The 25141-nt window shown below is 60.2% G+C and carries 20 protein-coding genes, 1 tRNA gene and 1 other RNA gene; 4 read left to right on the forward strand and 18 right to left on the reverse strand.

Features of this window, described 5'->3' with window-relative positions:
- Positions 1-192 (reverse strand): cellulose biosynthesis protein BcsR, encoded by a 192-nt coding sequence (gene bcsR, locus J0X03_RS23305; protein WP_033645055.1) that lies wholly within the window; start codon positions 190-192, stop codon positions 1-3.
- Between the two features lie 189 nt (positions 193-381).
- Between bcsR and bcsE the strand changes: the two genes are divergently transcribed.
- The 3 genes from bcsE to bcsG are packed head-to-tail and all read left to right on the forward strand — an operon-like array spanning position 382 to position 3795.
- Positions 382-1950 carry a cellulose biosynthesis protein BcsE gene (gene bcsE / locus J0X03_RS23310; protein ID WP_160203885.1) on the forward strand — a complete coding sequence of 523 codons (1569 nt, stop codon included), beginning with the start codon at positions 382-384 and terminating at the stop codon, positions 1948-1950.
- Complete coding sequence (gene bcsF / locus J0X03_RS23315; protein ID WP_033645228.1) at positions 1937-2143, forward strand: cellulose biosynthesis protein BcsF; 207 nt, start codon at positions 1937-1939, stop codon at positions 2141-2143. Before bcsE ends, bcsF begins: the two co-directional genes overlap by 14 nt.
- The gene (bcsG, locus tag J0X03_RS23320) at positions 2140-3795 is read left to right on the forward strand and encodes a cellulose biosynthesis protein BcsG (RefSeq protein WP_160203884.1); all 1656 of its coding nucleotides are present in this window, start codon (positions 2140-2142) and stop codon (positions 3793-3795) included. Before bcsF ends, bcsG begins: the two co-directional genes overlap by 4 nt.
- A 287-nt stretch (positions 3796-4082) precedes the next feature.
- Here bcsG and dppF read toward each other — a convergent pair whose 3' ends face one another.
- The 14 genes from dppF to J0X03_RS23390 all read right to left on the reverse strand — a co-directional run bounded on the left by dppF (position 4083) and on the right by J0X03_RS23390 (position 19505).
- Positions 4083-5072 (reverse strand): dipeptide ABC transporter ATP-binding subunit DppF, encoded by a 990-nt coding sequence (gene dppF, locus J0X03_RS23325; RefSeq protein ID WP_015376237.1) that lies wholly within the window; start codon positions 5070-5072, stop codon positions 4083-4085.
- Positions 5069-6049 carry a dipeptide ABC transporter ATP-binding protein gene (gene dppD, locus J0X03_RS23330; RefSeq protein ID WP_033645058.1) on the reverse strand — a complete coding sequence of 327 codons (981 nt, stop codon included), beginning with the start codon at positions 6047-6049 and terminating at the stop codon, positions 5069-5071. The genes dppF and dppD overlap by 4 nt, the downstream gene beginning before the upstream one ends.
- Before the next feature lie 15 nt (positions 6050-6064).
- Positions 6065-6967 carry a dipeptide ABC transporter permease DppC gene (gene dppC / locus J0X03_RS23335; protein WP_033645059.1) on the reverse strand — a complete coding sequence of 301 codons (903 nt, stop codon included), beginning with the start codon at positions 6965-6967 and terminating at the stop codon, positions 6065-6067.
- 11 nt (positions 6968-6978) lie between these two features.
- On the reverse strand, positions 6979-7998 hold the full coding sequence (gene dppB, locus J0X03_RS23340) for a dipeptide ABC transporter permease DppB (protein WP_033645060.1): 1020 nt from the start codon (positions 7996-7998) through the stop codon (positions 6979-6981).
- Positions 7999-8166: 168 nt separating this feature from the next.
- The gene (gene dppA, locus J0X03_RS23345; RefSeq protein ID WP_042783430.1) at positions 8167-9774 is read right to left on the reverse strand and encodes a dipeptide ABC transporter periplasmic-binding protein DppA; all 1608 of its coding nucleotides are present in this window, start codon (positions 9772-9774) and stop codon (positions 8167-8169) included.
- A gap of 601 nt (positions 9775-10375) precedes the next feature.
- On the reverse strand, positions 10376-12067 hold the full coding sequence (gene chiA / locus J0X03_RS23350) for a chitinase ChiA (protein ID WP_033645062.1): 1692 nt from the start codon (positions 12065-12067) through the stop codon (positions 10376-10378).
- A gap of 426 nt (positions 12068-12493) precedes the next feature.
- Positions 12494-12622: non-coding RNA, RtT sRNA (locus J0X03_RS23355), on the reverse strand.
- Between the two features lie 36 nt (positions 12623-12658).
- A tRNA-Pro gene (locus tag J0X03_RS23360) sits at positions 12659-12735 on the reverse strand.
- A gap of 120 nt (positions 12736-12855) precedes the next feature.
- Positions 12856-14187 (reverse strand): MFS transporter, encoded by a 1332-nt coding sequence (uhpC, locus tag J0X03_RS23365; RefSeq protein ID WP_033645063.1) that lies wholly within the window; start codon positions 14185-14187, stop codon positions 12856-12858.
- A gap of 95 nt (positions 14188-14282) precedes the next feature.
- Positions 14283-15827 (reverse strand): signal transduction histidine-protein kinase/phosphatase UhpB, encoded by a 1545-nt coding sequence (uhpB, locus tag J0X03_RS23370; RefSeq protein ID WP_033652277.1) that lies wholly within the window; start codon positions 15825-15827, stop codon positions 14283-14285.
- Complete coding sequence (gene uhpA, locus J0X03_RS23375) at positions 15824-16414, reverse strand: response regulator transcription factor UhpA (RefSeq protein WP_033645065.1); 591 nt, start codon at positions 16412-16414, stop codon at positions 15824-15826. Before uhpA ends, uhpB begins: the two co-directional genes overlap by 4 nt.
- Before the next feature lie 119 nt (positions 16415-16533).
- Positions 16534-18228, reverse strand: a complete 1695-nt coding sequence (eptB, locus tag J0X03_RS23380; protein WP_033645066.1) for a kdo(2)-lipid A phosphoethanolamine 7''-transferase — start codon at positions 18226-18228, stop codon at positions 16534-16536.
- Positions 18229-18454: 226 nt separating this feature from the next.
- Entirely contained in the window at positions 18455-18880 is a 426-nt protein-coding gene (locus tag J0X03_RS23385; protein WP_004934114.1) for an organic hydroperoxide resistance protein, read from the reverse strand.
- Between the two features lie 160 nt (positions 18881-19040).
- On the reverse strand, positions 19041-19505 hold the full coding sequence (locus tag J0X03_RS23390; protein WP_033645067.1) for a MarR family winged helix-turn-helix transcriptional regulator: 465 nt from the start codon (positions 19503-19505) through the stop codon (positions 19041-19043).
- A 97-nt stretch (positions 19506-19602) separates the two neighbouring features.
- Between J0X03_RS23390 and J0X03_RS23395 the strand changes: the two genes are divergently transcribed.
- A complete protein-coding gene (locus J0X03_RS23395; RefSeq protein ID WP_033652280.1) occupies positions 19603-20202 on the forward strand; it encodes an HD domain-containing protein in 600 nt (199 codons plus the stop codon).
- Here the strand turns inward: J0X03_RS23395 and J0X03_RS23400 are convergent, their stop codons facing one another.
- From J0X03_RS23400 to bglF, 3 genes are all read right to left on the reverse strand, one after another.
- Positions 20203-21573 carry a carbohydrate porin gene (locus J0X03_RS23400; RefSeq protein WP_408987893.1) on the reverse strand — a complete coding sequence of 457 codons (1371 nt, stop codon included), beginning with the start codon at positions 21571-21573 and terminating at the stop codon, positions 20203-20205. It lies immediately after the preceding gene.
- A gap of 150 nt (positions 21574-21723) precedes the next feature.
- Positions 21724-23127, reverse strand: a complete 1404-nt coding sequence (locus tag J0X03_RS23405; protein ID WP_042783423.1) for a glycoside hydrolase family 1 protein — start codon at positions 23125-23127, stop codon at positions 21724-21726.
- Between the two features lie 14 nt (positions 23128-23141).
- Positions 23142-25007, reverse strand: a complete 1866-nt coding sequence (gene bglF / locus J0X03_RS23410; RefSeq protein WP_033645070.1) for a PTS beta-glucoside transporter subunit IIABC — start codon at positions 25005-25007, stop codon at positions 23142-23144.
- Between the last annotated feature and the right edge of the window lie 134 nt (positions 25008-25141).

A 25141-nucleotide genomic window follows, 5' to 3' on the forward strand; every position in this document is an offset into this window, starting at 1 on the left:
TCAGTGGCTCCCCGCGTTTTGCGCCAATTCGGCCAGCAGCGGCCAGCGCGTCATCATTTGCGTTAACCGCTCCTGCCGCGAAATATCGACATAGCTTAATTTTGGTAATGAAAAAGCCTGGCTGAGCGCCTGCAGGTCATCCTGGCTCTCCTCCGGCGCCGCTGCACGAAAATGGCTGGGTGCGTTATTCATTCTTCCGCCTTGGCGAAAATAGGCTATGTTAATTAACTATAGCAACGATACAAAAAGAGACAGGCAATAAGATGATTCTCAACAAATATTATTGAAGACCATCGGACATTTGTTATTGCCAGCGTAAAAATGGCTATCTTTAAATATAAACGCCTTTAGTCGGCTTTCAACGAAAGTAGAACACATCCTATGGCGCACTCTTTTTCTCTAGGCATTCGGCAGATTTGGGAAGAGCTGTCGGTGATGCAGGCCCCCGGGCTTTATTGGATCAATATCGACAGGCAAAGCGACGCCGCGCTGTTGTGTCGCCAGGCCATCGCCGCCCAGCCGGCCACCCGCAAGCTCGCCCTGATCTGCAGCGGAGACAAACCCGATCGCCTGCTGGCCGAGCTGGCTGCGCCCGCTTTGCAGAAGCTGCCGCTGTATCAACTACCGGAGAAAAAAGCCGCGCTGGCGCAGTTGAGCGACGATCTGATGCGCGCCCTGCGGCCGCAAAATCGCTTACTTATCCTGCTGGCCCACGCCAGCCTGTGGCAAACCTTCACCACCGAAGAACTGCGCGAATGGACGCGCACCCTCGCCGCCTGGCTGCGGCGGCAGGGGTGTACGCTATTGATCCTCAGCCACGGCGGCGGCATCAATAAGCTCAAAGGGCAGCTCAGCACACAGCACCGCATCCTGAACGGCCTGTCCAGCCTGCAATGGCAGCAGGACAGCGCGCAATACCTGGTGAACTGGTGGAGCACCGAAAACGGCATCAACGCCAATCAGCTGCTGACGCTGTATGCGGCGGAAGGCGGTTGGCAGGGCGAGGAGGAAAATAGCCAACCCTCCCCCACCGCCTTGCGCAGCGACGAAGGCCAGTATCTGGCCGAGCGCAGCATCCTGGAAGGCGCACCGCCGCTGTCCGCCAACTGGCAGCTGTTGGAGAGCAACGACGAACTGGCGCAGCACGGCATGCTGAGACTCTCGGCGACGTTGATTTTCGCATTGTATCAAAGCGACCAAATCGATCATCTGGCGCACCAAATCCACACCCTGCGCCGCAGCCGCGGCAACGGCCTGAAAATCGCGGTGCGCGAGATGAGCGCCAGCCTGCGCTACAGCGACGAACGGCTGCTGCTGGCCTGCGGCGCCAACCTGATCGTGCCGCACGTCGCGCCGCTGTCGCGTTTTCTGACCATGCTTGAAGGCATCCAGGGGCAGCGCTTCTCACGTCACGTGCCCGCCGACATCGATGCGCTGCTGGCCGGGCTGCGTCCGCTGCAGCTGAAAGGCTACATGCGACCGGAACCGTTTAGCCAGGCGGTGCTTTCGCTGATGGCCAACACCTTGCTGCCCGAGGACGGCAAAGGCGTGATGGTGGCGTTGCGCCCGGCCACCGGCCTGCGCGCCGAACAGGCGATGACCCTGTGCCACCTGCGGCGTTTCGGCGACGTGATGACCGTGGTGCAGGGGCGCCTGGTGCTGTTCCTCTCCACCTGCCGCATCAACGATCTGAACACCGTACTGAAGTTCATCTTCCGCCTGCCGGTGGATGAAGCCTTCAGCAACCGGGTGGTGTGGCACCAGGATGTCGATATCATTTCGGAAATCAAACGCATGGCTCAGGGGCGCTGGCAGCTTACCGCCACCGGCGCCGCGGGCGTCGCGCCGCCGCCCCCCGTGGTGACGGCCGCAGAGCCCGCAGAACGCCGCCAGCCGATCGCTTTCACGCTGCCGCTTGGCCCGCAGGAGGAAAAGCATGCTGAACCTTAACGACATCCTGCAACTGATCTTGCTGTGCGCGCTGGTCTTCATTCCGCTGGGCTACGCCTTTCACCGGCGTTTTCCGCATTTGCGTCAATACTGGCAAAACCTGTTGTTATCGCCGCGCTATTTGAAATCCGCCGGTTTATGGGTGCGCACAGGCTCATCCTCCCAGATTAAACGTCATAAGAAGCAGCCATGAATCCAAACACAAATACGCAATCCGATAACGCTCTGTGGCGCTACTGGCGCGGGCTGGGTGGCTGGAACCTCTACTTTCTGGCGAAATTCGCCCTGCTGTGGTTCGGCTACCTGAATTTCCACGCGCTGCCGAACCTGGTGTTCATGGCCTATCTGCTGATGCCGATCCCCTCGCTGCGGCTGCACCGCTGGCGCCATTACCTCGCCATCCCGATCGGCATCGCGTTGTTCTACCACGATACCTGGCTGCCGGGCATCAACAGCATTCTCAGCCAGGGCTCTCAGTTGGCCGGCTTCAGCGCCCAGTACCTGCTGGAGCTGGTCAGCCGCTTTATCAACTGGCAGATGGTCGGCGCCGCCTTCGTGTTGCTTATCGCCTACCTGTTCGTCGCCCAGTGGGTGCGCGTTACGGTGTTCACCGTGGCCGCGCTGGTGTGGCTCAATATCGTCAACATCGCCGGGCCGGCGGTCTCACTGCTGCCCGCCAGTTCCACGGCTGCCGCCGGCGGCGCCGGCACGCCGGCCACGGCCGCGCCGACGGCAGGAGATAATGCGCCGGCAGACAGCCTGCCGCCGACCAGCGCCAACCTGACGGCCTATCTGAACCAGTTCTACGAGCGGGAAAAAGGCCGCGCCACCGCGTTCCCGGCCACTTTGCCCGCCGACGCCCAACCGTTCGATCTGTTGGTGATCAACATCTGCTCGCTGGCCTGGGCCGATATGGAGGCGGTCAACCTGCAGAATCATCCGCTGTGGTCGAAGATGGATATCATGTTCGACAGCTTCAACTCGGCCACCGCCTACAGCGGCCCGGCGGCCATACGGTTGCTGCGCGCCAGCTGCGGCCAGCTTTCGCATCACGATCTGTACCAGCCGGTGAACCAGCAGTGTTACCTGTTCGACAACCTGGCGAAGCTCGGCTTCAAGGAACAGCTGATGCTCGATCACTCCGGGGTGTTCGGCAACTTCCTGAAAGAGCTGCGTGAACAGGGGGATATGCAGGCGCCGCTGATGTCGCAGGCCGGCGTCGGCAACGAGCTGACGTCGTTCGACGGCGAGCCGATTTATAACGATCTGGAATTGCTGACCCGCTGGCTGGATCAGCAGCAAAAAGCCGGAGACGCCCGCACCGCCACCTTCTTCAACGTCATTCCGCTGCACGACGGCAACCGCTTCGTCGGCTCTAACAAGAGCGCCGACTATCAGCCGCGCGCGCAGAAGCTGTTCGATCAGCTGAACACCTTCCTCGATCAGCTGGAAAAATCCGGCCGCAAAGTGGTGGTGGTGATCGTGCCCGAGCACGGCGCGGCGTTGGTGGGTGACAAGATGCAAATGTCCGGCCTGCGCGATATCCCCAGCCCGAACATCACCCATACGCCAGTCGGCATCAAACTGATCGGTATGAAGGCGCCGCATCAGGGCAGCCCGCTGCAGGTCAAAACGCCGAGCAGCTATCTGGCGCTGTCGGAGCTGGTATCACGTCTGGTGGACGGCAAAGTCTTCAGCGAGTCCAGCGTCGACTGGCAGGCGCTGACGCAAGGGCTGCCGCAGACGCCGGTCATCTCCGAAAACGACAACGCCATCGTGATGCAATATCAGGGGAAACCATACATTCGCCTGAACGGCGGCGATTGGGTGCCTTATCCGCAATAAGCGCGGCCTTATCGACCCAAAGCACGCCGACGGCGTGCTTTTTTTATTGAACAAGTCCGACAAAAGGCGAAGTTAAACGTCTGGCAAAAATATTATTACTCACCTCCCGTTAAATTTTTTATTCGCTTATTAATTCATTGCGAAAATTCCTATAAAAATAAGCATTCGTCAGATTTTCGTTAAGCATTCAATAACGCCCCGAAAAGCGATTCGATTAACTGATTGATTAAATAATAAAAAACGCCGGCGTTAAGCCGGCGTGGGTTTATGCGGTGAAATCCGACGCTTTACGCCCCCGGATGTTCGTCCTGATCGACCGCAAAACAGGCCACCATCTGCTCACCGTACTGCTTCAGCTGCGGCTGCAGCTGTACGCAGGTGCCGAAGGCGCGGCGGCAGCGGGCATTGAATGCGCAGCCCGGCGGCGGGTTCATCGGGCTGGGCAGTTCGCCGGTCAGCTTGATGCGCTCGCGGCGCATATCCGGGTTCAACCGCGGCGTCGCCGACAGCAGCGCCTGGGTGTATGGATGGCGCGGGTTGTTGAAGATCGCCTCTTTGCTGCCCTTTTCCACGCAGCGGCCCAGGTACATCACCATCACTTCATCGGCGATGTGTTCCACCACCGACAGATCGTGCGAGATGAACACGTAGGACAGCCCCAGCTCCTGCTGCAGATCCATCATCAGGTTCAGCACCTGCGCGCGCACCGACACGTCCAACGCCGACACCGGCTCATCGGCGATCACCACGTCCGGATTCAACATCAGTCCGCGGGCGATGGCGATACGCTGACGCTGGCCGCCGGAGAACATGTGCGGATAGCGATCGTAATGCTCGGTCTTCAGGCCGACCTTCGCCATCATCTCCAGCGCTTTTTCCCGCCGTTCGGCGGCGCTGAGCGAGGTGTTGATCAACAGCGGCTCCTCGAGGATCTGCCCGACCTTCTTGCGCGGGTTGAGCGATCCGTAAGGATTCTGGAACACGATTTGGATCTTCTGGCGCCGCAATTTCTCGGCGGAAACGTCCGGCTTCAGCAGATCCTGTCCCTGGTAGTACAGCTCGCCGCCGGTCGGTACTTCGATCATCGTCAGCAGGCGACCAAGCGTGGATTTGCCGCAGCCCGACTCACCGACCACCGCCAGCGTTTTACCGCGCTCCAGAGTGAAGGAGACGCCGTCCAGCGCCTTGACCAGCCGCTCCGGCGCGAACAGGCCCTTTTTCACCGGGTAATGCTTTTTCAGGTCGATCGCCTGCAGTAAAGGTTGATTCTGGCTCATACGGTCGGCCTCCCCGCATCATCCAGCGGTGTGTGACATTTAACCTGACGGCCGGGAATGCTGCGCAGTTCCGGCTCCTCGTTACGGCAGCGCTCGTTGGCGTACGGACAACGCGGATTGAGCAGGCAGCCGGTCGGGCGATCGTATTTGCCCGGCACCACGCCCGGCAGCGAAGCCAGCCGCGCCTTGTCGGCGGCGAACTCCGGCAGCGCGCGCAGCAGCGCCTGGGTGTACGGGTGGCGCGGCGCGCGGAAAATCTCCGCCGCTTTGCCGGATTCCACCACCTGGCCGGCGTACATCACGATAATGTGATGCGCCGCTTCCGCCACCAGCGCCAGATCGTGGGTGATGAGCAACAGCGCCATGTTCTCGCGCTGCTGCAGATCCAGCAGCAGTTCGATGATCTGCGCCTGGATGGTCACGTCGAGCGCGGTCGTCGGCTCATCGGCGATCAGCAGCTTCGGCCGACAGGCGATAGCCATGGCGATCATCACGCGCTGGCTCATGCCGCCGGAAAGCTGGTGCGGGTACACGTCCAGCCGCGAGGCCGGATCGGGAATCCCCACCTGCGTCAGCAGGTCGATAGCGCGCTGGCGGCGAGTGCGGCGGTTGCCGCCCTGATGCACCTTCAGCGCCTCCATAATCTGATAACCGACGGTGTAGCACGGGTTCAGGCTGGTCATCGGATCCTGGAAGATCATCGCCACTTCGGAGCCCACCAGCTGGCGGCGCTCTTTTTCGGAGATCTTGCGCAAGTCCTGGCCGTTGAACTCCAGCTTGTCGGCCATCACTTTGCCGGGAAAATCGATCAGGCCCATGATCGCCAGCGAACTGACGGATTTGCCGGAGCCGGATTCGCCGACGATGCCGACCACCTGACCTTGATCCACGCTGTAACTGATGCGGTCTACCGCGCGGAACGGGGTGCCTTCGTCACCGAAGTGCACCGAAAGCTTGTCTACATTCAATAACGCCATCTCTCTCGTCCTCTGTTACTGCTTGAGTTTGGGGTCGAGAGCGTCACGCAAACCGTCCCCCATCAGGTTGAATGCCAGCACCGTCAGCAGGATCGCCAGGCCGGGGAAGGTCACTACCCACCAGGCGCTTTGCGCGAACTGCAACACGTCGGAGAGCATGGTGCCCCACTCCGGCGTCGGCGGTTGCGCGCCCATGCCCAGAAAGCCGAGAGCGGCCATGTCGAGAATGGCGTTCGAGAAACCGAGAGAAGCCTGAACGATCAAGGGCGCCAGGCAGTTAGGCAGAATATTGACGAACATCTGACGCAGCGCGCCGGCGCCCGCCACCCGCGAAGCGGTGACGTAATCGCGGTTCACCTCCGCCAGCACCGCCGCGCGCGTCAGACGCACATAGTGCGGCAAGGCGACGAAGGTGAGCGCCAGCGAGGCGTTGACGATCGACGGTCCGAATACCGCCACCAGCACCAGCGCCAGCAGCAGGCTCGGCAGGGCCAGCATGATGTCGACGACGCGCATGATCACCGCGTCCACCGCGCCGCCGAAGTAGCCGGCCAGCAGGCCGAACACCACGCCCATGACCAGCGACAACACTACCACCAGACAACCGACCAGCAGCGACAGGCGCGCGCCGTACATCAGGCGCGACAGCACGTCGCGGCCCACGTCGTCGGTGCCCAGGATGTATTGCCAACTGCCGCCCTCCTGCCACACCGGCGGCTTGAGCAGCGCGTCGCGGAACTGGTCCGCCGGCGCATGCGGCGCCAGCACCCCGGCGCCGAGCGCGATCACCAGCATCAAAACGATATACACCAGGCCGACCACGGCCCCTTTATTGCGCTTGAAATAGTGCCAGAACTCCTGAAACGGGGTCATCGGCTTCGGCGCACCTTTAACTGCAGACTCAGTGATTTGAGACATGAGAGCGCCCCTTATTTCTTGTGGCGAATACGCGGGTTGACCACGCCGTAGAGCACGTCTACCAGCAGGTTAACCAGAATGATCATACAGGCGACCAGCAACACCCCGCCCTGCACTACCGGGTAATCACGGCGCTGCAGCGCATCGATCAGCCAGCGGCCCAGACCCGGCCAGGAGAAGATGGTTTCGGTCAGAATGGCGCCGGCCAGCATGGTGCCGACCTGCAGCCCGATCACCGTCACCACCGGCAGCAGCGCGTTGCGCAGCGCGTGAACGACGATCACCCGCATGCGGCTCACGCCCTTGGCGCGCGCGGTGCGGATATAGTCTTCGCCCAACACCTCCAGCATCGAGGAGCGGGTCATGCGCACGATCACCGCCAGCGGGATGGTGCCCAGCACGATGGCCGGCAGGATCATGTGCATCACCGCATCGATAAAGTCGCCCGGTTCGCCCCAGATCAGGGTGTCTATCAGCATGAAGCCGGTCAGCGGGTGGCTGTCGTCGAGGAATACCGTGTCGCTGATGCGCCCCGACACCGGCGTCAGGTTAAGCTGCACCGACACCAGCATGATCAGCATCATGCCCCACCAGAAAATCGGCATCGAATAGCCGGTCAGCGAGATGCCCACCGCGGTATGGTCGAAGACCGAGCCGCGTTTGACCGCCGCCAGCACCCCGACCGGGATGCCCACCAGCACCGCGAAGATCATCGCGCACAGGCCCAGCTCCAGCGTGGCCTGAAAGCGCGGAACGAACTCGCTCCAGACGGAGATGCGGCTTTTGAGTGAGGTGCCCAGATCGCCGTGCAGCACGTTGGACACGTAGGAGAAATATTGTTGATAGAGCGGCTTGTCCAGCCCCATTTCCGCCATCAGCTGCGCGTGGCGCTCGGCGGAGATACCGCGTTCCCCGGCCATGATGGTCACCGGGTCGCCGGGGATCATATGGACGAATGCAAAAGTCAGCAATGTAATGCCGATAAACGTTGGGATAACTAACCCCAAACGTCGGAGTATGAACTGCAACATATCCCGAACTCTCTGTATCAATGCCCGGCAGCTCATCGTCCGCCAGGCTTATTAACGCTCACATGCCTTTGAACGATCCAACGGCCATACGCCGGAGACTGGTCAGCAGAGGCGCAAACCTGTTGCGCCCCTGCAAGTCCATTCGTGCATCTCCGGTTTAGGTCGGAATCAGTCTACAGAGACATTCTCGAAGTGATGCTTGCCGAGCGGATCCACGACGTAGCCCTTCACTTCCTTACGCACAGGCTCATACACGGTGGAGTGCGCGACGATCAGCGCCGGAGCCTGATCGTGCATCACCACCTGCGCCTGCTTGTACAGTTCGATGCGTTTGTCGTGGTTGGACTCGGCGCGCGCCGGTTGAATCAGATCTTCAAACGGCTTGTAGCACCAGCGGGAGTAGTTGGAGCCGTCTTTTGCCGCCGCGCAGCTGAACAGCGTGGCGAAGAAGTTGTCCGGATCCCCGTTGTCGCCGGTCCAGCCCATCATCACCGTCTGGTGCTCGCCCGCTTTGGCGCGCTTGAGGTATTCACCCCACTCATAGGTCACGATTTTGGCTTTCACGCCGATCTTGGCCCAGTCGGCCTGGATCATTTCCGCCATGCGGCGCGCGTTCGGGTTGTAAGGACGCTGTACCGGCATCGCCCACAGGTCGATGCTGAAACCATCGGCCATGCCCGCTTCTTTCAGCAGTTCTTTCGCCTTGGCCGGATCGTAAGCGTAATCCTGCACCGCGTCGTTATAGCCCCACATGGTCGGCGGGATCAGGTTCTTGGCCGCCTGGCCCGCGCCCTGATAAACCGCGTCGATGATCGCCTGCTTGTTGACCGCCATGGTCAACGCCTGACGCACCTTCACGTTATCCAGCGGTTTTTTCTCGGTGTTGAACGACAGGTAACCCACGTTCAGCCCCGGCTGCTCCATCAGGTTGATGGATTTGTCCTGCTTCATGCGGGCGATATCGGCCGGGTTCGGGAACGGCATCACCTGGCATTCGTTTTTCTGCAGCTTGGCGTAACGCACGGAAGCGTCAGGCGTGATGGAGAACACCAGACGATCGATCTTCGGCTTGGTGCCCCAGAAACCGTCGAACGCCTTGTACAGGATTTTGGAGTCTTTCTGGTATTGCAGCAGCTGGAACGGGCCGGTGCCGATCGGGTTCAGGTCGACTTTTTCCGGCGTACCGGCTTTCATCATGACGTCAGCGTATTCGGCGGACAGGATGGACGCGAAGTCCATGCCCAGGTCAGCCAGGAACGGCGCCTCCGGGCGGTTCAGCACGAAACGCACGGTGTTGTCGTCTACTTTTTCGATCTTGGCGATCAGCTTCGGCATGTCCATGCCTTCAAAGTATTCGTAACTGCCGCCGGACACTTTGTGGTAGGCGTTATTGGCATCCAACTGGCGTTCGAAGGAGAACACCACGTCGTCGGCGTTGAAGTCGCGCGTCGGTTTGAAATCTTTGCTGCTCTGCCACTTCACGCCTTTGCGCAGGTGGAAGGTATAGGTTTTGCCGTCTTCGCTGACGTCCCACTTCTCAGCCAGGCCCGGCTGCAGTTCGGTGGTGCCGACTTTGAATTCGACCAGGCGGTTGTAGATCGGTACCGAACTGGCGTCGTAGGTGGTGCCGGAGGTGAACAGCTGCGGGTTGAACCCTTCCGGGGAACCTTCAGAACAGTAAACCAACGTCTTGGCCTGTACGCTGGCCGCCACGGTCAGCGCGATCAGCCCAATGCCGAATTTCAGAACCCCCGATTTACCCAAGGAACGTGTCATCGTTAGTGCTCCATTGTGTGATGTGATGTGTGTAATTGCCGCCAGACCTGTATTTTTTATTGCGTGGCCTGTGCGGTCAGCGCCCGAAGGCAGAAGGCGTACGATGAGAGGATGCCGGATGGAACGCATCGCGACGGGGACGTCTGAGCGCGTGGAATTCACTCAAACAACTCTCGCTCTTACCCCTGAGGCTATCAAGTTGCCAACTGTTTGGGGTGTCGTCAATATAACCAGTGGGGATTTACGCAGACTGTGAGAAACAGCAAACAAACATAAAAAAAACCTTTTGTTAACAGTTCCAGCATGAAAATTTATGCTAAGCGGTCATTTTTAGCGCATTGGTCTGACCCTGATAAATTTACTGGTTTTAAACTCCGCTAAAAAACCCCAAAACTTTGTTGCTGAACGATGAATATCTGAACGGTTATTTTTGTGATCGCCGTTAAAGACAGAAGGAAATGCTGAAGGATTACCCAAAAGGGTGAGTCCGATGAGCGCATTTTTCGCCGGGCAGGCCCACAATCTGTGCGGCGTAAAAAAACTTTCGGCGGCGAAAAAGCCGGGGGCGAAAGGATATCCCCCGGCAACGCACTGCAACCGATTATTGAACGCCGGCGCTGTTGCCCAGGCTGGCGTTCATGCTGTTGAGAATATCGCCGTTGTCCGCGTCGATCTCCCAGGAGAATAGGCCGCCCAGCTGCTTATCCAACACGTACTTGCCTTTGGCCTGCACCGAGCGGGCATCGTCAAAGGTGATCAGATCGCCGGTGGAAGGTTTGAACACGTAAGGCGCTTCCGCCGTGGCGTCGTAGGTGTACTGCCACTCGCCGCTCATGAACTGGCTGGCGATCTGGCGGTAGTCCACGATGCCGTTCTCCCAGGTGCCTTTGACCGGCCCGGTGGCGGTGCCGGTGAACGGAATGTTGTTCTGGTAGCCGTTCACCCCGGTCCAACCGCGGCCATACATGGCGGTGCCGACGACGATCTTGCCCGGCTTGACGCCCTGCGCCAGCAGCGCATTCACACCGTTCACCGTGGTGTAGGCGGTGTCCGGTTTCCAGGCCGGCGCATTCAGCGCGGTCTGATGCCCCAGGTTTTTCAGATCGAAGGCGCCGTAGAAGTCGTAGCTCATCAGGAAGATGTGATCCATCGAGTTCTGCGCGACGTTGTATGCCACCTTGTCGATCTTGTCCTTGCCGGCGCTGATGGCGGAGGTCAGCTCATACTTGCGGCCGGTTTCCGCCGACAGCTGATCCAGCATCGCCCGCAGTTCTTTCATCAGCAGCACATAAGTTTCCCCGTCCTGAGGGCTGCCCAGATTCGGGTTGGCGCCTTTGCCGCCCGGGAATTCCCAGTCGATATCCACGCCGTCGAAGAACTTCCAGGTCTGCAGGAACTCTTTCACCGAGCCGACGAAGCGATCGCGCTTCACCTTGTCGCCCATGAAGAAGAACGGGTCGGACAACGTCCAGCCGCCGATCGACGGCAGGATTTTCAGATCGGGACGCGCCTGCTTCAGCGCCATCAGCTGGCCAAAGTTGCCCTTATAGGGGTCATCCCAGGCGGTGACGCCCTTCTGCGCTTTTTGCAGCGCGGCGAACGGATCGTGGATGGAGACTTTGAAATCCTCGCGGCCCTGGCAGGAGCGCTGCAGCGCCTGGAAGCTGCCTTCAATCTCTTTCAGGCTGTCGTTGATGCCGTTGCCGCCGCAGATTGGGATAAAGCCGTACAGCAGGTGGGTCAGGTTTTGCGCCGGGATCTTATCGACGGTGAAATTGCGCCCGTAAACCCCCCACTCGACGAAATAAGAACCGACCACTTTGCCGGAATTCTGTTTATACGGTTTATTCTTTTCCAGCAGCGGCTCTTTCAACGGCGCCAAATGGCTGCCGTCGGTGTCGGCCACCACAATTTCAGTGGCGTCGCTGGCGGTGCAGCCGTCGGCATTGCACAATGCCACCTGCATTTGATAACGGCCGCCTTTATTGACTTTAAAATTCGCCGTACCGGAAGAACCGGTTGAAGGGCCGCTCCACGCCTCTTTGCCATTTAATAAAATCTTGGCCGTCGTGCCCGCGTCGCCATTCCATAAATTCCAGGAGACGGAAACATCGGCGGCATTTTTTACCTTCACCAAATTATTATAAGCGGTAGCCGCCTGGTCAACTTCAACGATGGCGAACTTGGTGTTGCCCCAGGCGATGGTCGGCTTGCCCGGCGCGGCGGCCTGCGCCGCGGAACACAGCGTGCTGCCGATCAACAGCGCCAACAGCGGTTTATTAAATTTGCGCATAACTGATTCCTTTATTCCGAGAGGATAAACATAAAAGAGTTAATCGTCGCTACGCATTGCCGAAGCGAAAAAATTCCGCAATAATCCACGAAGATTAAAGTCAACAAATAAAAACAGCGTTTTTCCACGTAACGGAAAAAAATCATTCCCGCCGCGTACATTCAGACTATAAATAAAAAAGGCGTAAAAACAAGAGCGCTATCAACTGGGTTTTATTCAGCAAGAGTGAATTTATTTAAATATGAGAAAAAGAACCTAACTGGAATAAGGAGTTTGAATTAATTAAGCGTAAAGGATAAATATATTTCACGAGGCTGGCGGATTGACACGTGCCATAAAGCGAAGCCGGTCGTATCGTAGGAGGTGCTCATCCTCATAAACCGCAGGCGAAAAAAAACCTGCTTTAAAAGCAGGTTTTTCGAATGGTGGTCGGCGAGAGAGGATTACGCGCATCGTTGATGCGCGCCCTGCGGGCCGTTGCTAAAGCAACGTTGTCTCGCTTCGCGAGGCTCGAACCTCCTGCGGAGGTACTCATCCTCATAAACCGCAGGCGAAAAAAAACCTGCTTTAAAAAGCAGGTTTTTCGAATGGTGGTCGGCGAGAGAGGATTCGAACCTCCGACCCACTGGTCCCAAACCAGTTGCGCTACCAAGCTGCGCTACTCGCCGATGCGGGGCGCATCTTACTGCTGGCGGTTATAGGCGTCAATCACTTTTTTTCCCCTGCATTTCAAGTGGTGATAAAAGCGCCATAATGCGCTGCGCCGGGGGTTGCGCAGCGCATTTTACTCAGGCTTTGGCGGTTTTCAGCACCGGCGTCTGCGCACGCAGGAACGGCAGCAGGAACAGCGCCGACAGGCAGGCGGCGATGGAAATCACCACAAAGAAACCGTTCCAGTGCCAGATTTCCATCACCCGCGCGATCGGGTAGCCGGACAGCGCCGCGCCCAGGTAGGCGAACAGGCCGACGAAACCGGTCGCCGCGCCCGCCGCATCTTTATGCGAGCACTCCGCCGCCGCCATGCCGATCAGCATCTGCGGGCCGAAGATGAAGAAGCCGATGGCGAAGAAGCAGCAGGCCTGCAGCAGGTAGGTGACGCCCGGCATCAGCCACAGCGCCGCCACCGACAGGAAGATGCCGATGGCGAAGATCAGGTTCATCGGGCCGCGGTTGCCGCGGAACAGCTTGTCGGAACCCCAACCGGCCACCAGCGAACCGATAAAGCCGCCCACTTCAAACAGCGAAATGGCCGAGTTGGCGGTCATCAGCGAATAGCCCTTTTCCTGCGTCAGGTAGAGGTTGCCCCAGTCGTTGATCGCGGTGCGCACGATGTACACCAGCACGTAAGAGACCGCCAGCAGCCAGATGTACTTGTTGGTCAGCACGTAGCGCTTGATGATCTCGCGGTTGCTCAGCCCCTGGCCTTCCGATTCCTGCACCAGCTCCATGGCGTCGTTGCGCCATTTGCCGACGCTCGGCAGCCCCAGGGTGGAGGGCTTGTCGCGCAGGCGCCAGCACATCAGCAGGCCGAGCACCACGCCGATGATGCCGGGAATGATCATGCCGTAACGCCAGCTGAAGTGCAGCGAGATAAAGCCCACCAGCAGCGGGATCAGCGCGCCGCCAACGTTGTGCGAAGTGTTCCAAATCGCCCACCAGCTGCCGCGCTCGGAGCGCGAATACCAGCTGGTGAGGATTTTGGAGCACGGCGGCCAGCCCCAACCCTGGAAGAAGGCATTGAGGATCCACAGCGTGCCGAGCATCAGCAGCGACGAACTGAGGCCGAAGAAGATATTCAGCACCCCGGTCATGATCAGGCCCAGCCCCATAAAGTAACGCGGGTTGGAGCGATCGCTGATCATGCCGGAAATGAATTTCGAGCAGCCGTAGGTGATGTAGAACAGCGTGCCGAGGATGCCGACGTCGGACATCGTCAGGCCCAGATCGCTCAGCATCGCCGGCATGATGAAGTTGAAGCTTTTGCGCGTGAAGTAAAACGCGGCGTAGCCGATGTACATGGTGCACATCAGCTGGATGCGCCAGTACTTGTAGCTGGCGTCGATCTGCCGTTGATCGGTGACCTGCGGCGCATCCGGGCGGCTTTTAAGGAAAGACCACATGTGGAACCTCAGAGGATTGAATAAAGTGCCGCTATGATGCTCCCCGCGCGCGCGGGAGGCTTACGCCGGATTCCCGACGCGGTTAGGAGTTTTTCCTAGTTTTGCGCTTGCGCCGGTGAAACTGTGGGCAAGATCACACTCAAACAGGCGCCCCGCTCAGAGGTGAGCCGCAGGCTGCCGCCGAGAGCGCTGATGCGCTCCTGCATGCCGCGCAGGCCGTACCCCGGCTGATGGTGGTCCGCATCGAAGCCCACGCCGTTATCGCGGATGGTCAAGGCAATCTGCGGCGCGGCGCCTTTGCGCGGCTGCAGACGCGCGTCCAATTCCAGGCGGCTGGCGCCGGCGTGGCGGCACACATTGGTCACCCCTTCCTGGCACACCCGGTACAGCGTGATTTTCAGCGTTTCATCCAGCAGTTCGTCCGGCACCTGCCACTGCATGCTGCTCACCAACGAGGCGTCCTGCGGCAGCGACTCCCGCAGCATCGCCGCCACCGCCGCCGACAGCGGCAGGTTGTTCAGCGCCGCCGGCCACAGCTGGGTCAGCACATCGTGCACCCCATCGTAGACCCGCAGCGCTAACGCATCGATGGTGTCGGCGCAGCCGATCACCGCCGGCTCCGGCGCCAGGCGTTTAACGATGCTGGCCTGTGTGCGGATCACGGTGATGGTCTGCCCCACTTCATCGTGCAGCTCGCGCGCCACCTCGCGCCGGGTTTGTTCCTCCGCCGTCACCAGCGCCCGGGCCAGCTGCCGGTTCTCCGCCAGCCGCAGCCGCAGCTGCTGATTCAGTTCGCGCTGGCGCTGAATACCGGCGCCCAGCAGCAGCCCGGTCAGGCTCTGGGCCAGCAGCGACAACAGCAAGTCGCGGTGCGACTCGGGCTGCGGCGGCTCGTTGACCATCAACGCCACGCCGTTGAGCAGCGTCGCCAACAGCGCGCCCTGCCAGCCATAACGGTAAGACATGAACACGATCGGGATCGCCAGGCAGAAAGGCGCAAAGCGGCGCAGCTCGGCGGCGTTAACCTGCTGCTGCAGCCAGATGCTGAATGCAAACAGCAGCAGATAACTGGCCAGGTGGCCCAGGCGCAGCTCCACCGGCTTGTGGATCAGCCCCGGCTCCAGCGGCACCCAGATTTGGCGCGCCAGATAGTGCCACAACAGCAGGCAGGTCGGCGCGATGGTGAAACCGCCGGTCAGGCCGAGCAGCAGCGCGCGGGCGCCTTCGCCGCTCACCAGCTGCCACACAAGCGCCTGCAGCAAAGCGGCGGCGGCGACCACCGCGCCCTGCAACAGCGGCCAGCGCCATTCGCTGTCGCTCTGCTGATGGCGCAGCAGCCACGGCGAGGCCAACAGGCTGAGCAGCACCGTCAGCACCAGCACCGCCACCGACGCCCACAGCGCCGGGCCGTAGCCGTACTGGTCCGCCAGCAGCGCCATCAGCAGCAGGTCGGCCAGCAGGATCCCCGGCCAGAAACGGTACGGGCTCTGCAGCAAAATGCCCATGCGCAGGCCGAACGGGAACAGCAACAGCGCCTGCCAGGGCGGGTCGATCAGCGCGGTGCCAATGCCCCACAGGCAAAATGCGCTGGCGGCATAAATGAAGAACAGCGCCAGCTGGGTGATCAGACGCTGCGTCACAGGTTCAGCATCCGTCTGGCCAGCTCAACGTTATTGGTGATGCCCAGCTTGGCGAACAGGTTGGCGCGATGCACATGCACCGTCTTCGGCGACAGCCCCAGCGCGGCGGCGATCTCGCGCACCTCCTGGCCCTGCGCCAGCAATAGCGCGATCTCGCGCTCGCGGCGGGTCAACGGATCCACCTTCACCCGCGCCAGCTGCTGGGCGATTTCCGGCATCAGATAGACGCCGCCGCCGGCGACGGTGCGCACGGCGGTGATCAGATCTTCCGGCTTGCAGCGCTTGGAGAGAAAGCCGCTGGCGCCGCGTTCCAGCGCCATTTCCACCAGCGCCGGATTATCGTGCATCGACAGCATCACCACGCGGATGCCGGAGGGAATGTCCGCCAGCAGATCCAACCCGCTGCCGTCGGGCATCGAAATGTCGCAAATGCAGATTTCCGCCTCCAGCCCCGGCAGGCCGGCGCGCGCCTGCGCCGCGCTGCTGAACTCGCCCACTACCTGAATATCGGCCTCCAGCGACAGCAGCTGCACAAAGCCCGAACGCACAATGTCATGATCGTCGATAAACGCCACGCGCAGGGTCATGGAAATCTCCGGTTAGAAGGGGAAGTGCGCAAGTATACCGTATGCACACACCGGAATAATTGATGAAGAGAATGTATTGGCGGAAATTACCGGGTGCGCAAGGCACCCGGCGGGAGGGATTACAGGCTGGCAGGTGCCGTTTTATTCTGCGGGAGATGGCACCAGTTGTTTTTATCCACGATGCCGCCGTTCGGCGAGGTGTAGCCGAGGCAACCGAGGATGGTGTCGAACAGCTCGACGTGGCGATGCGTTCTGCCGATGCGTTGCTGCGCCTGCAGTTGCTCAAAGGCGCTGAGGTGCTGCGGGTTCTCGAGGAACTTGTCCGACGCCCACACCATCATCGGCACGCGGAATTGTTCCGGCGGCGCCATTTCGCGCGGCGTGCCGTGCAGGTGCGTATTCTCGCCGATCGACTCGCCGTGATCGGCGGCATAGAACACGATGGCCTTCTTGTCCCGCACCTGGTCGATCACATTACTGATAAAGCTGTCGGTATACAGCACCGTATTGTCGAAGGCGTTGATCAGCTGCGCCTTGGTGCAGGAGTCATCCACCCCCATGCACTCCGGCTGATAGCGCGCATAGCTGCGCGGATAACGCTGCGAGTACAGGTAGTGCGAGCCTTTGGTATGCAGGATCACCAGGTGTTTGCCCTTCGGATAACGCGCCAGCGACTCCTTCATTTCGTCCACCAGCAGCATATCGTCGACCGCCTTGCCGTCGTTGCGCTTCTCGGACGCGATCATCTCGCGGAACGAATAGTTGTTCACCTCGGTGTTGTTGTAGAACCACACCTCACTCTGCATGGCGAACAGCTCGGAAGAGAAGCCCAGTTCCTTCATCACCGCGAACACGTTTTGCTCTTTCAGCGTGCGCTGCGGGTTGTCCTCGGTGCCGCCTTCGCGCACGAACATGCAGCGCAGCGACAGCTTGGTGGCGGTGTCGCACGACTCGCCGCGGAACGCCACCAGATTCTTCTCTTTCGACAGGCGCGGGGTAGTGTCGCGCTCGTAGCCCAGCATGCCCATGTGATCCCAGCGCGTGGTCTCGCCGATGATGAACACCACGTAGGTATCGTCGATGTCCGCCGGCGGCACATAGGTAAAGTGTTTGCCCGGATCGAACAGCGTGCTCTGATCCTGACTTTCGTCATAGCGGGTATAGGCGAACAGCCCCAGCGCCGACAGCCAGTTAGACGGCAGGTACGAGTGCGCCACCACGCCGCCGTAGCTCGGCAGATCGACGTTGGCGAGCTTCTCCTGCACGCTTTGCTCGTCGTCCAGCATGCGCAGCGGCAGCCAGACCAACGCTACCACCGCCAACAACACCAGCAGCGGTTTGATGCGGTGACCGGGGGTTTTCAGCTGTTCGATCAGGGTGAAGCGCAGGCTGTTTTTCCAGATCAGCAGCAGCGGCAAGGCGCTGAGCGCCACCATCCACAGCACGAAATGCAGGCCCACCACCTCTTTCGACAGATCGATATCGGTGGTCATCACCGACACCACGATGCCGTAGCCGATCACCACGTTGAAAAACGTCATGTAGTAGCTGGCGGCAACCGAAATCAGCACCAGCAGCGAGGCGACGATGCGATAAAACAGCCGGCCGCCGAGCGATACCAGCCGCATGATGAAGAACGTGAACAGGACGATAGCGATGACTTCCGTCACCGCCGAAATAAGCTTAATTCCCTGAATGCCGTGCGCCAGCGAATCAAAACGGCGATAAAAAACGGACAGGTTTAGAAAGATGCCGATATAGATCGCTAACAATAACGATAAATTCTGCTGTGATAGCGATTTAACTTTGTTCATGTAACGCGGTGGCTCCGGGGACGGTGTAGCGGTTCTGACTCAGTCAGACACTGATTGCGGCTTCTGGTTCAGCCAACCGGCAATAAGCGTTATTTTGCGAGTAATAATCAAGAGAATTCTCACAAAACGGGCAAAATTTACCGCTTTTTTGAGCACTTTTCAGACGGGATATCAAAGAAAATGGAGGGATAAACCCTCCATTTTTTCCATGGTGTCGGCAAAAAACTTACTTAACGTTCAGCGTAACGTCGATATTGCCGCGGGTGGCGTTGGAATACGGGCACACCACGTGCGCCTTTTTCACCAGATCTTCCGCCACGCTGCGCTCGATGCCCGGCAGCGAAATATCCAGCTGCACTTCGATGCCGAAGCCGTTCGGGATTTCACCGATGCCGACGGTGCCGTCGATCTTCGCTTCGGCCGGGATTTTGACCTTTTCTTTCGCCGCGACAAACTTCAACGCGCCGAGGAAACAGGCCGAGTAACCGGCGGCGAACAGCTGCTCGGGGTTGGTGACTTCGCCGCCGGCGCCGCCCATCTCTTTCGGTACGCCCAGTTTCACGTCCAACACGCCGTCGGAGGAGGTTGCACGGCCGTCGCGGCCGCCGGTTGCGGTGGCGTGAGCGCGGTAAACCACTTTCTCAATAGACATCGTTCATTCCTTCTTGCTGGTTGGCGAGATGACAACGGCCCCCGCGAGGGGTAGCCGGTCACATATATATCTTTTACGATTAAATCGTGCACTACTTATTTTTGACGCTTATTAACCAGTGTAGACCACCCCTGCCGTTCTTGCGTCCGGCGTCGGTGGGTCAAATCTGATCGATCAGGCTGCCGCGCAGCTTTTCCAGCTGCTGTTTGAGCGAGACGATCTCGTCCAGGCTGCAGTCGGTGGCGCACATCACCGCCTCGGGCACCGACTGCGCCCGTTCACGCAGCGCGCGGCCGGCTTCGGTGAGCGCGATGATCACCTGGCGCTCGTCGGTAGTGGCGCGATAGCGCACCAGCAAACCGGCGGTTTCCAGCCGTTTCAGCAGCGGCGTCAGCGTGGCGGAATCGAGGAACAGCCGCTCGCCGATATCCGATACCGTCACCCGATCGCGTTCCCACAGCACCATCATCACCAGATACTGCGGGTAGGTGAGCTCGAGCTGATTCAACAGCTTGCGGTAGACTTTGTGCAGCGCCAGGTTGGCGGAGTACAGCGCGAAACAGAGCTGCTGATCGAGCAGCAGCAGGTTCTTCGCGTTGGGTTGTTCGGTATCGGTGCTTTTCATGTGAGTGAATATAGATAGCGCACGATGTAATCGCAAGCTATTTCTTGTGAGGTATGCTACATTTTTTTCATGCAGAGGATGCCGGGAGGGAAAGGAAATGACGAATACGCTTGCAGAACGCGCGCGCCGCTACGCCACCAAGGCGCATGCGGCCATCGATCAGCGCCGCAAATACACCAACGATCCGTACATCGTCCACCCGCAGGCGGTCATGGAGCTGGTACGCAGCGTGCCGCACACCGAAGAGATGCTGGCGGCCGCCTGGCTGCATGACACGGTGGAAGACACGCCCACCACCCTCGGCGATATCGAAAGCCACTTTGGGCCGCAGGTAGCGGAGCTGGTGCGGATGTTAACCAACGTCAGCCACGCCGAGGACGGCAACCGCTTCGAGCGTAAAAACCGCGATCGGCGCCACAGCGCCGGCGCATCGCCGCAGGCCAAAACCATCAAACTGGCGGATCTGATCGACAACACCCGCTCGCTGCTGGACTACGACAGCCACTTCGCCCAAACCTATCTGATCGAGAAACAGCGCCTGCTGGAAGTGCTGACCGAAGGCGACCCGACGCTGTGGCGCCAGGCCAGCCATATCGTCGAACAGGGGCTGCTCAGATTACAGCAGCCGCCGCACAACGTGCCGGCCAGCTGGTTTGAGCACGCACGCCGGCGCTACCGCGAGAACGACGCGGCCTGATCAGAAGGTCACCACCGTTTTCAACGCCGTCACCCAGGCGTCCTGCGTTTCGCTGACGCCCGCCGGATGATGCCAGTATTGCAGGCCCGGCTGCAGCTGCAGCCACGGCGTGACGTTAACGCGGTAGTACAGCTCCGCCGTCACCGAGTGGCCCGGCACCGGCCGGTAGTTCGGATCGTGATAATCGCTGATGCCGCTCATCTCGTTGAGGTAACGCTGATTGTCTTTATAGCGGTCGCTCAGTTTCACTACCGAAACGCCCAGCCCCAGCCAGTCGTCCGGCCGCGCATCGAACAGCCCGCGATAGCGGATGCCGGTCGAAGTGGACCAGTGCAGGTAGTTGCTGCGCTGATCCCCTAGCCCCAGGCTGTAGAACACGCTCAGGCCACGGTTGACGTCATCCGCATGGCGCGTCACCTGCTGGTTGAAACCGGTATACAGGAACCAGGTGCGATCGTGGCTGCGATAGCCCTGCGGATCGCTGGCGCCCGGCCCGCCGGATACCCCTTCATAAAGATCGCTCTGGCGCGCGTTGGTGAACAGCACGCCCAGGTTATACACCCCCGGCAGCTGGTTGACGGCGTGGGTTTTCAGCTCCACCTCCATCGGCAGCAGGAAGCCTTTGCTGCCCTTGGTGTACCAACTCCAGGCGTGGCTGCGGCTGGGGGCGCTCGGGTTCTGCTCCATCACGCCGCCCTTGAGCGTCAGGCCGTCGGTCAGCTTGTATTGCAGCGTGGTGCCCCAGTAATGCACGTTCCAGTTGTACCAGGTCAACGAGTTGGCGGACTTGCCGCCGCACAGCGTCAGCGTCTGAAAATCGCAGGGGATGATCTGATCGAAATCCTGCACCTTGTTCATCATGCCGATACGCCATTGCAGCCGGCTGTCGAGGAAGGAACGGCTGAAGGTCAACCAGCCCAGCCGGGTGATCGACTGCCCGCCAAAGCTCTCCTGCGACAGATCGGTCAGGCCGACGCGCGGATCCTGCAGCCGATCGCGGGTCAGGTTGTTGTCATGGTTGCGGTTGACGATATTGCCTTCGATCGCCGCATCCGGAATGCCGGTCAGCGCCTGCAGATCCTGGCTGAAGGTCAGCGAAAATTGGTCGATGTACGACGCCTGTTTATCGTGGTTGTAACCGCCGCCGGCGTTATACGACAGCTGGCTGAGGTAGCCGAGATTATAGTGGAAACCGTGATCCTCCAGGATCGGCCTGATCCCCAGCATATCCCCCAACAGCCCAGGCTGCGGCGGTTCAAAGCCGAGCGCCACCCCTTCCCATTTGGCGGTGGGAGCTTCAACGTCCTTGCCGGTTTGCAGCGTTTCCGCCTGCGCCTGGCTACAGAGCAGCGCCAGCGCCGCCAGGGTCATGGAACGAGGTAATAAGCTTTTCATCATTATTATATTTCTCCGCATAACGGCTGACTGCGGGCAACAGCATTCCCTGGGAGAGAATTTCCCATCATGAACAGCAGCGAATAAGGTTAGTTAACGCCCGGCGTTTGCCGCCGGGCTGAAGGGTTAGCGCCGGTCTTTCAGGCTGGCGCCGTTGCTGTGGATCACATCGCGATACCAGTAGAAACTCTTCTTGCGGCGGCGCTCGAGGCTACCGTTGCCGGCATCGTCTCTGTCGACGTGAATGAAGCCGTAGCGCTTCGACATTTCGGCCTTCGAGGCGCTGACCAGATCGATCGGCCCCCAGCTGGTGTAGCCCATCACCTCGACGCCGTCGTCGATCGCCTCGGCCACCTGCACCAGGTGGTCATTGAGGTAGTTGATGCGGTAGTCGTCGTTGATGCTGCCGTCGGCCTCGACGCGGTCTTTGGCGCCCAGCCCGTTCTCGACGATGAACAACGGCTTCTGATAGCGGTCGTACAGCACGTTGAGCAGGTAGCGCAGCCCGATCGGGTCGATTTGCCACCCCCACTCCGAACTGGCCAGGTGCGGGTTCGGCACCATATCGAGAATGTTGCCGCGCGCCGTTTCATACTGCTCCGGGTCGGCGGTAACGCAGCCGCTCATGTAGTAGCTGAACGAGATGAAGTCGATGGTTTCGCGCAGCGTTTGCCGATCTTCCTCGGTGATCGCCACCTGAATGCCGTTTTCACGGAAGAAGCGCTGCATGTAGGCCGGGTAATAGCCGCGCGCCTGCACATCGCCGAAGAACAGCCAGTCGCGGTTTTGCCGCTGGGTTTCCAGCAGATCTTCCGGCTTGCAGCTCAGCGGATACAGAATGCCGCCCAGCAGCATGTTGCCGATTTGCCCCTCCGGCACGATCTCGTGACAGGCCTTCACCGCTCTGGCGCTGGCCACCAGCTGATGGTGGATCGCCTGATAGACGGCGCTCTTGTCGCTCTCTTGCGGCAGGCCAACCCCGGTGAAGGGCGCGTGCAGCGACATGTTGATCTCATTGAAGGTCAGCCAGTATTTAACCTTGTGCTTATAGCGTTCGAACACGGTGCGCGCATAGCGCTCGAAGAAATCGATGGTGCGGCGATCGCCCCAACCGCCGTAGCGCTTCACCAGACCGTAAGGCATCTCATAGTGCGACAGCGTGATCAGCGGCTGAATGCCGTATTTCGCCATCTCATCGAACAGCCGATCGTAAAACGCCAGCCCGGCTTCGTTCGGGGTCTCTTCATCGCCCTGCGGGAAAATGCGCGTCCAGGCGATCGAGGTGCGCAGGCACTTGAAACCCATCTCGGCGAACAGCGCGATATCTTCCGGGTAACGATGATAGAAATCGATCGCCACGTCCTTGATGCCGCTGTCGCCCGCCGTGCGCGGCGTGATGGCGCCGAAGATGCCCTGCGGCTGCAGATCGGAGGTCGACAGCCCCTTGCCGTCGGCCTGATACGCGCCTTCTACCTGGTTCGCCGCTACCGCGCCGCCCCACAGAAAATGTTGCGGAAACTTGCCGTTCATCGCTTGCTCCTCAATTAACGTAATAAAGTCAGCAGCGGCGCCTGTTCCTGCACCGGAGACAGGCCGCTGGTCAACACGTCCACGTAGTCATCGCTGTTGCTGATGATGATCGGCGTGGTGGTGTCATAGCCGGCGGCATGGATCGCCGCCTGGTCGAACTCGATCAGCAGATCGCCCGGCGCGATCCGCTCGCCTTCCCGCACGTGGGCGGTGAAATGCGCCCCGTCGAGCTTCACGGTATCGATGCCGACGTGGATGAGAATCTCCGCGCCATCGTCCGATTCGATGCCGATGGCGTGTTTGGTTTTGAACAGCGACGCCACGCTGCCGCTCACCGGCGCCACCACTCGCCCCTGCTGCGGCGCGATCGCCACCCCTTTCCCCAGCAGGCCGCTGGCGAAGGTCGCGTCGTTCACCTGCTCCAGCGGCACAATGTCGCCGGCGATCGGGCTGAGAATGGCCTGCTTGCGGTTAAGCGGCGCGGCGGCTTCAGGCGGCGCCGTCTCTTCCGCCGGCGCGACGCCGAACAGGTAGCTGGCCAGCGCGGCGAACACAAACGACAGCAGAGTGCCGCCGATCGCGCCCCACACCGTGGCGTCGATGCCGCCGTTGGGAATGATTTGCGCGAAGGTGAACACGTTCACCAGGCCGAACGAGTAGACCGAGGTATGGAAGTAACCGATCACCGCCCCGCCCAGCGCGCCGCCGATGCAGCCGAAGATAAACGGACGCTTGTTCGGCAGGGTGACGCCGTACACCGCCGGTTCGGTGATGCCGAAAATCCCGGCGCCGATGGCCGAACCGGACAGCGCCCGCAGCTTGGCGTCGCGGGTGCGCAGCATCACGCCCAGCGTGGCGCCGACCTGCCCCATCACCGCTGGCAGCAGCAGCGGCACCATGGTGTCGCGCCCCAGCACGCTCAGGTTGTTGATCATCAACGGCACCAGCCCCCAATGCAGGCCGAAGATCACACACACCTGCCACATCGCCCCCATGAAAGCGCCGGCGATGATCGGGTTGAAGGCGTAAATGGCCTGATAGCCGTTGGCCAGCAGATGGCTGAGCCAGGTCGCCGCCGGGCCGATCAGCAGGAAGGTCAGGGGCACGGTGATCGCCAGACACAGCAGCGGCGTGATGAAATTGCGCAGCGCGCTGTGGATCACCCGGTTAAACAGCGGCTCCAGACGGCAGGATACCCAGGCCGCAAAGATGATGGGGATCACCGACGAGCTGTAGTTGATAAAAGTCAGCGGAATGCCGAAGAAATATTCGCGCACCGCGCCCGGCTGTTGCGCCGCCTCGAACGCCGCCATCATCAGCGGATGCGTCAACGCGCCGCCGATCGCCATGGTGACGAACGGGTTGCCGCCGAATTTTTTCCCGGCGGTGTAGCCGAGCATGATCGGGAAGAAATAGAACAATGCGTCGCTGGCGGCGAACAACATTTTAAAGGCGCCGCTGCTTTCCAGCAGCCAGCCGCAGGCCAGGCTCAGCGCCAGCAACCCCTTCAATACCCCCGAGGCAGCCATCACCCCGAGCAATGGGGTGAAGATGCCGGAAACCACGTCGATAAAGCGGCTGAGCAGATTGTCTTTTTTAACGTCCGCATCGCTGCCGCTCGACGCGCCTTCGGCTAACCCGCCGACTCGGTTGACCGCGTCGAACACCTCGGCCACGTGGTTGCCCACCACCACCTGAAACTGGCCGCCGCTCTCCACCACCATGATGACGCCCGGGTTTTTCTTCAGCGCTGCCGCGTTGGCGCGGCGGTCGTCACGCAGCTTGAAACGCAGGCGGGTGGCGCAATGCACCAGGCTTTTCACATTGTCGCGGCCACCGACGCCGGCCAAAATCTCACTGGCTAATGTGTCATATTTCATACGGTTATCCTTAGACTTCGCGTTCTGCCGATCCCGCATTTGCGCTGGCCTGGCGCAGGAGCGAAATTCGGCGCAAAAAAAAACCTAAACCTCGCGGCCTCTGCCCCATCGGGGAACAGAAACGCGAGGTTTAG

The organism is Serratia ureilytica, from assembly GCF_017309605.1.
Lineage (GTDB): Bacteria > Pseudomonadota > Gammaproteobacteria > Enterobacterales > Enterobacteriaceae > Serratia > Serratia ureilytica.

Bases quoted from the DNA above. Each gene is read 5' to 3' on its own strand.
- J0X03_RS23405 (WP_042783423.1), bottom strand. From the start codon at position 23,127: ATGAACGGCAAGTTTCCGCAACATTTTCTGTGGGGCGGCGCGGTAGCG.
- J0X03_RS23395 (WP_033652280.1), top strand. From the start codon at position 19,603: ATGACGAATACGCTTGCAGAACGCGCGCGCCGCTACGCCACCAAGGCG.
- J0X03_RS23385 (WP_004934114.1), bottom strand. From the start codon at position 18,880: ATGTCTATTGAGAAAGTGGTTTACCGCGCTCACGCCACCGCAACCGGC.
- eptB (WP_033645066.1), bottom strand. From the start codon at position 18,228: ATGAACAAAGTTAAATCGCTATCACAGCAGAATTTATCGTTATTGTTA.
- bcsE (WP_160203885.1), top strand. From the start codon at position 382: ATGGCGCACTCTTTTTCTCTAGGCATTCGGCAGATTTGGGAAGAGCTG.
- bcsG (WP_160203884.1), top strand. From the start codon at position 2,140: ATGAATCCAAACACAAATACGCAATCCGATAACGCTCTGTGGCGCTAC.
- dppF (WP_015376237.1), bottom strand. From the start codon at position 5,072: ATGAGCCAGAATCAACCTTTACTGCAGGCGATCGACCTGAAAAAGCAT.
- uhpC (WP_033645063.1), bottom strand. From the start codon at position 14,187: ATGTGGTCTTTCCTTAAAAGCCGCCCGGATGCGCCGCAGGTCACCGAT.
- J0X03_RS23400 (WP_408987893.1), bottom strand. From the start codon at position 21,573: ATGACCCTGGCGGCGCTGGCGCTGCTCTGTAGCCAGGCGCAGGCGGAA.
- J0X03_RS23390 (WP_033645067.1), bottom strand. From the start codon at position 19,505: ATGAAAAGCACCGATACCGAACAACCCAACGCGAAGAACCTGCTGCTG.
- dppA (WP_042783430.1), bottom strand. From the start codon at position 9,774: ATGACACGTTCCTTGGGTAAATCGGGGGTTCTGAAATTCGGCATTGGG.
- uhpA (WP_033645065.1), bottom strand. From the start codon at position 16,414: ATGACCCTGCGCGTGGCGTTTATCGACGATCATGACATTGTGCGTTCG.
- bcsR (WP_033645055.1), bottom strand. From the start codon at position 192: ATGAATAACGCACCCAGCCATTTTCGTGCAGCGGCGCCGGAGGAGAGC.
- dppC (WP_033645059.1), bottom strand. From the start codon at position 6,967: ATGTCTCAAATCACTGAGTCTGCAGTTAAAGGTGCGCCGAAGCCGATG.
- dppB (WP_033645060.1), bottom strand. From the start codon at position 7,998: ATGTTGCAGTTCATACTCCGACGTTTGGGGTTAGTTATCCCAACGTTT.
- bglF (WP_033645070.1), bottom strand. From the start codon at position 25,007: ATGAAATATGACACATTAGCCAGTGAGATTTTGGCCGGCGTCGGTGGC.
- bcsF (WP_033645228.1), top strand. From the start codon at position 1,937: ATGCTGAACCTTAACGACATCCTGCAACTGATCTTGCTGTGCGCGCTG.
- chiA (WP_033645062.1), bottom strand. From the start codon at position 12,067: ATGCGCAAATTTAATAAACCGCTGTTGGCGCTGTTGATCGGCAGCACG.
- dppD (WP_033645058.1), bottom strand. From the start codon at position 6,049: ATGGCGTTATTGAATGTAGACAAGCTTTCGGTGCACTTCGGTGACGAA.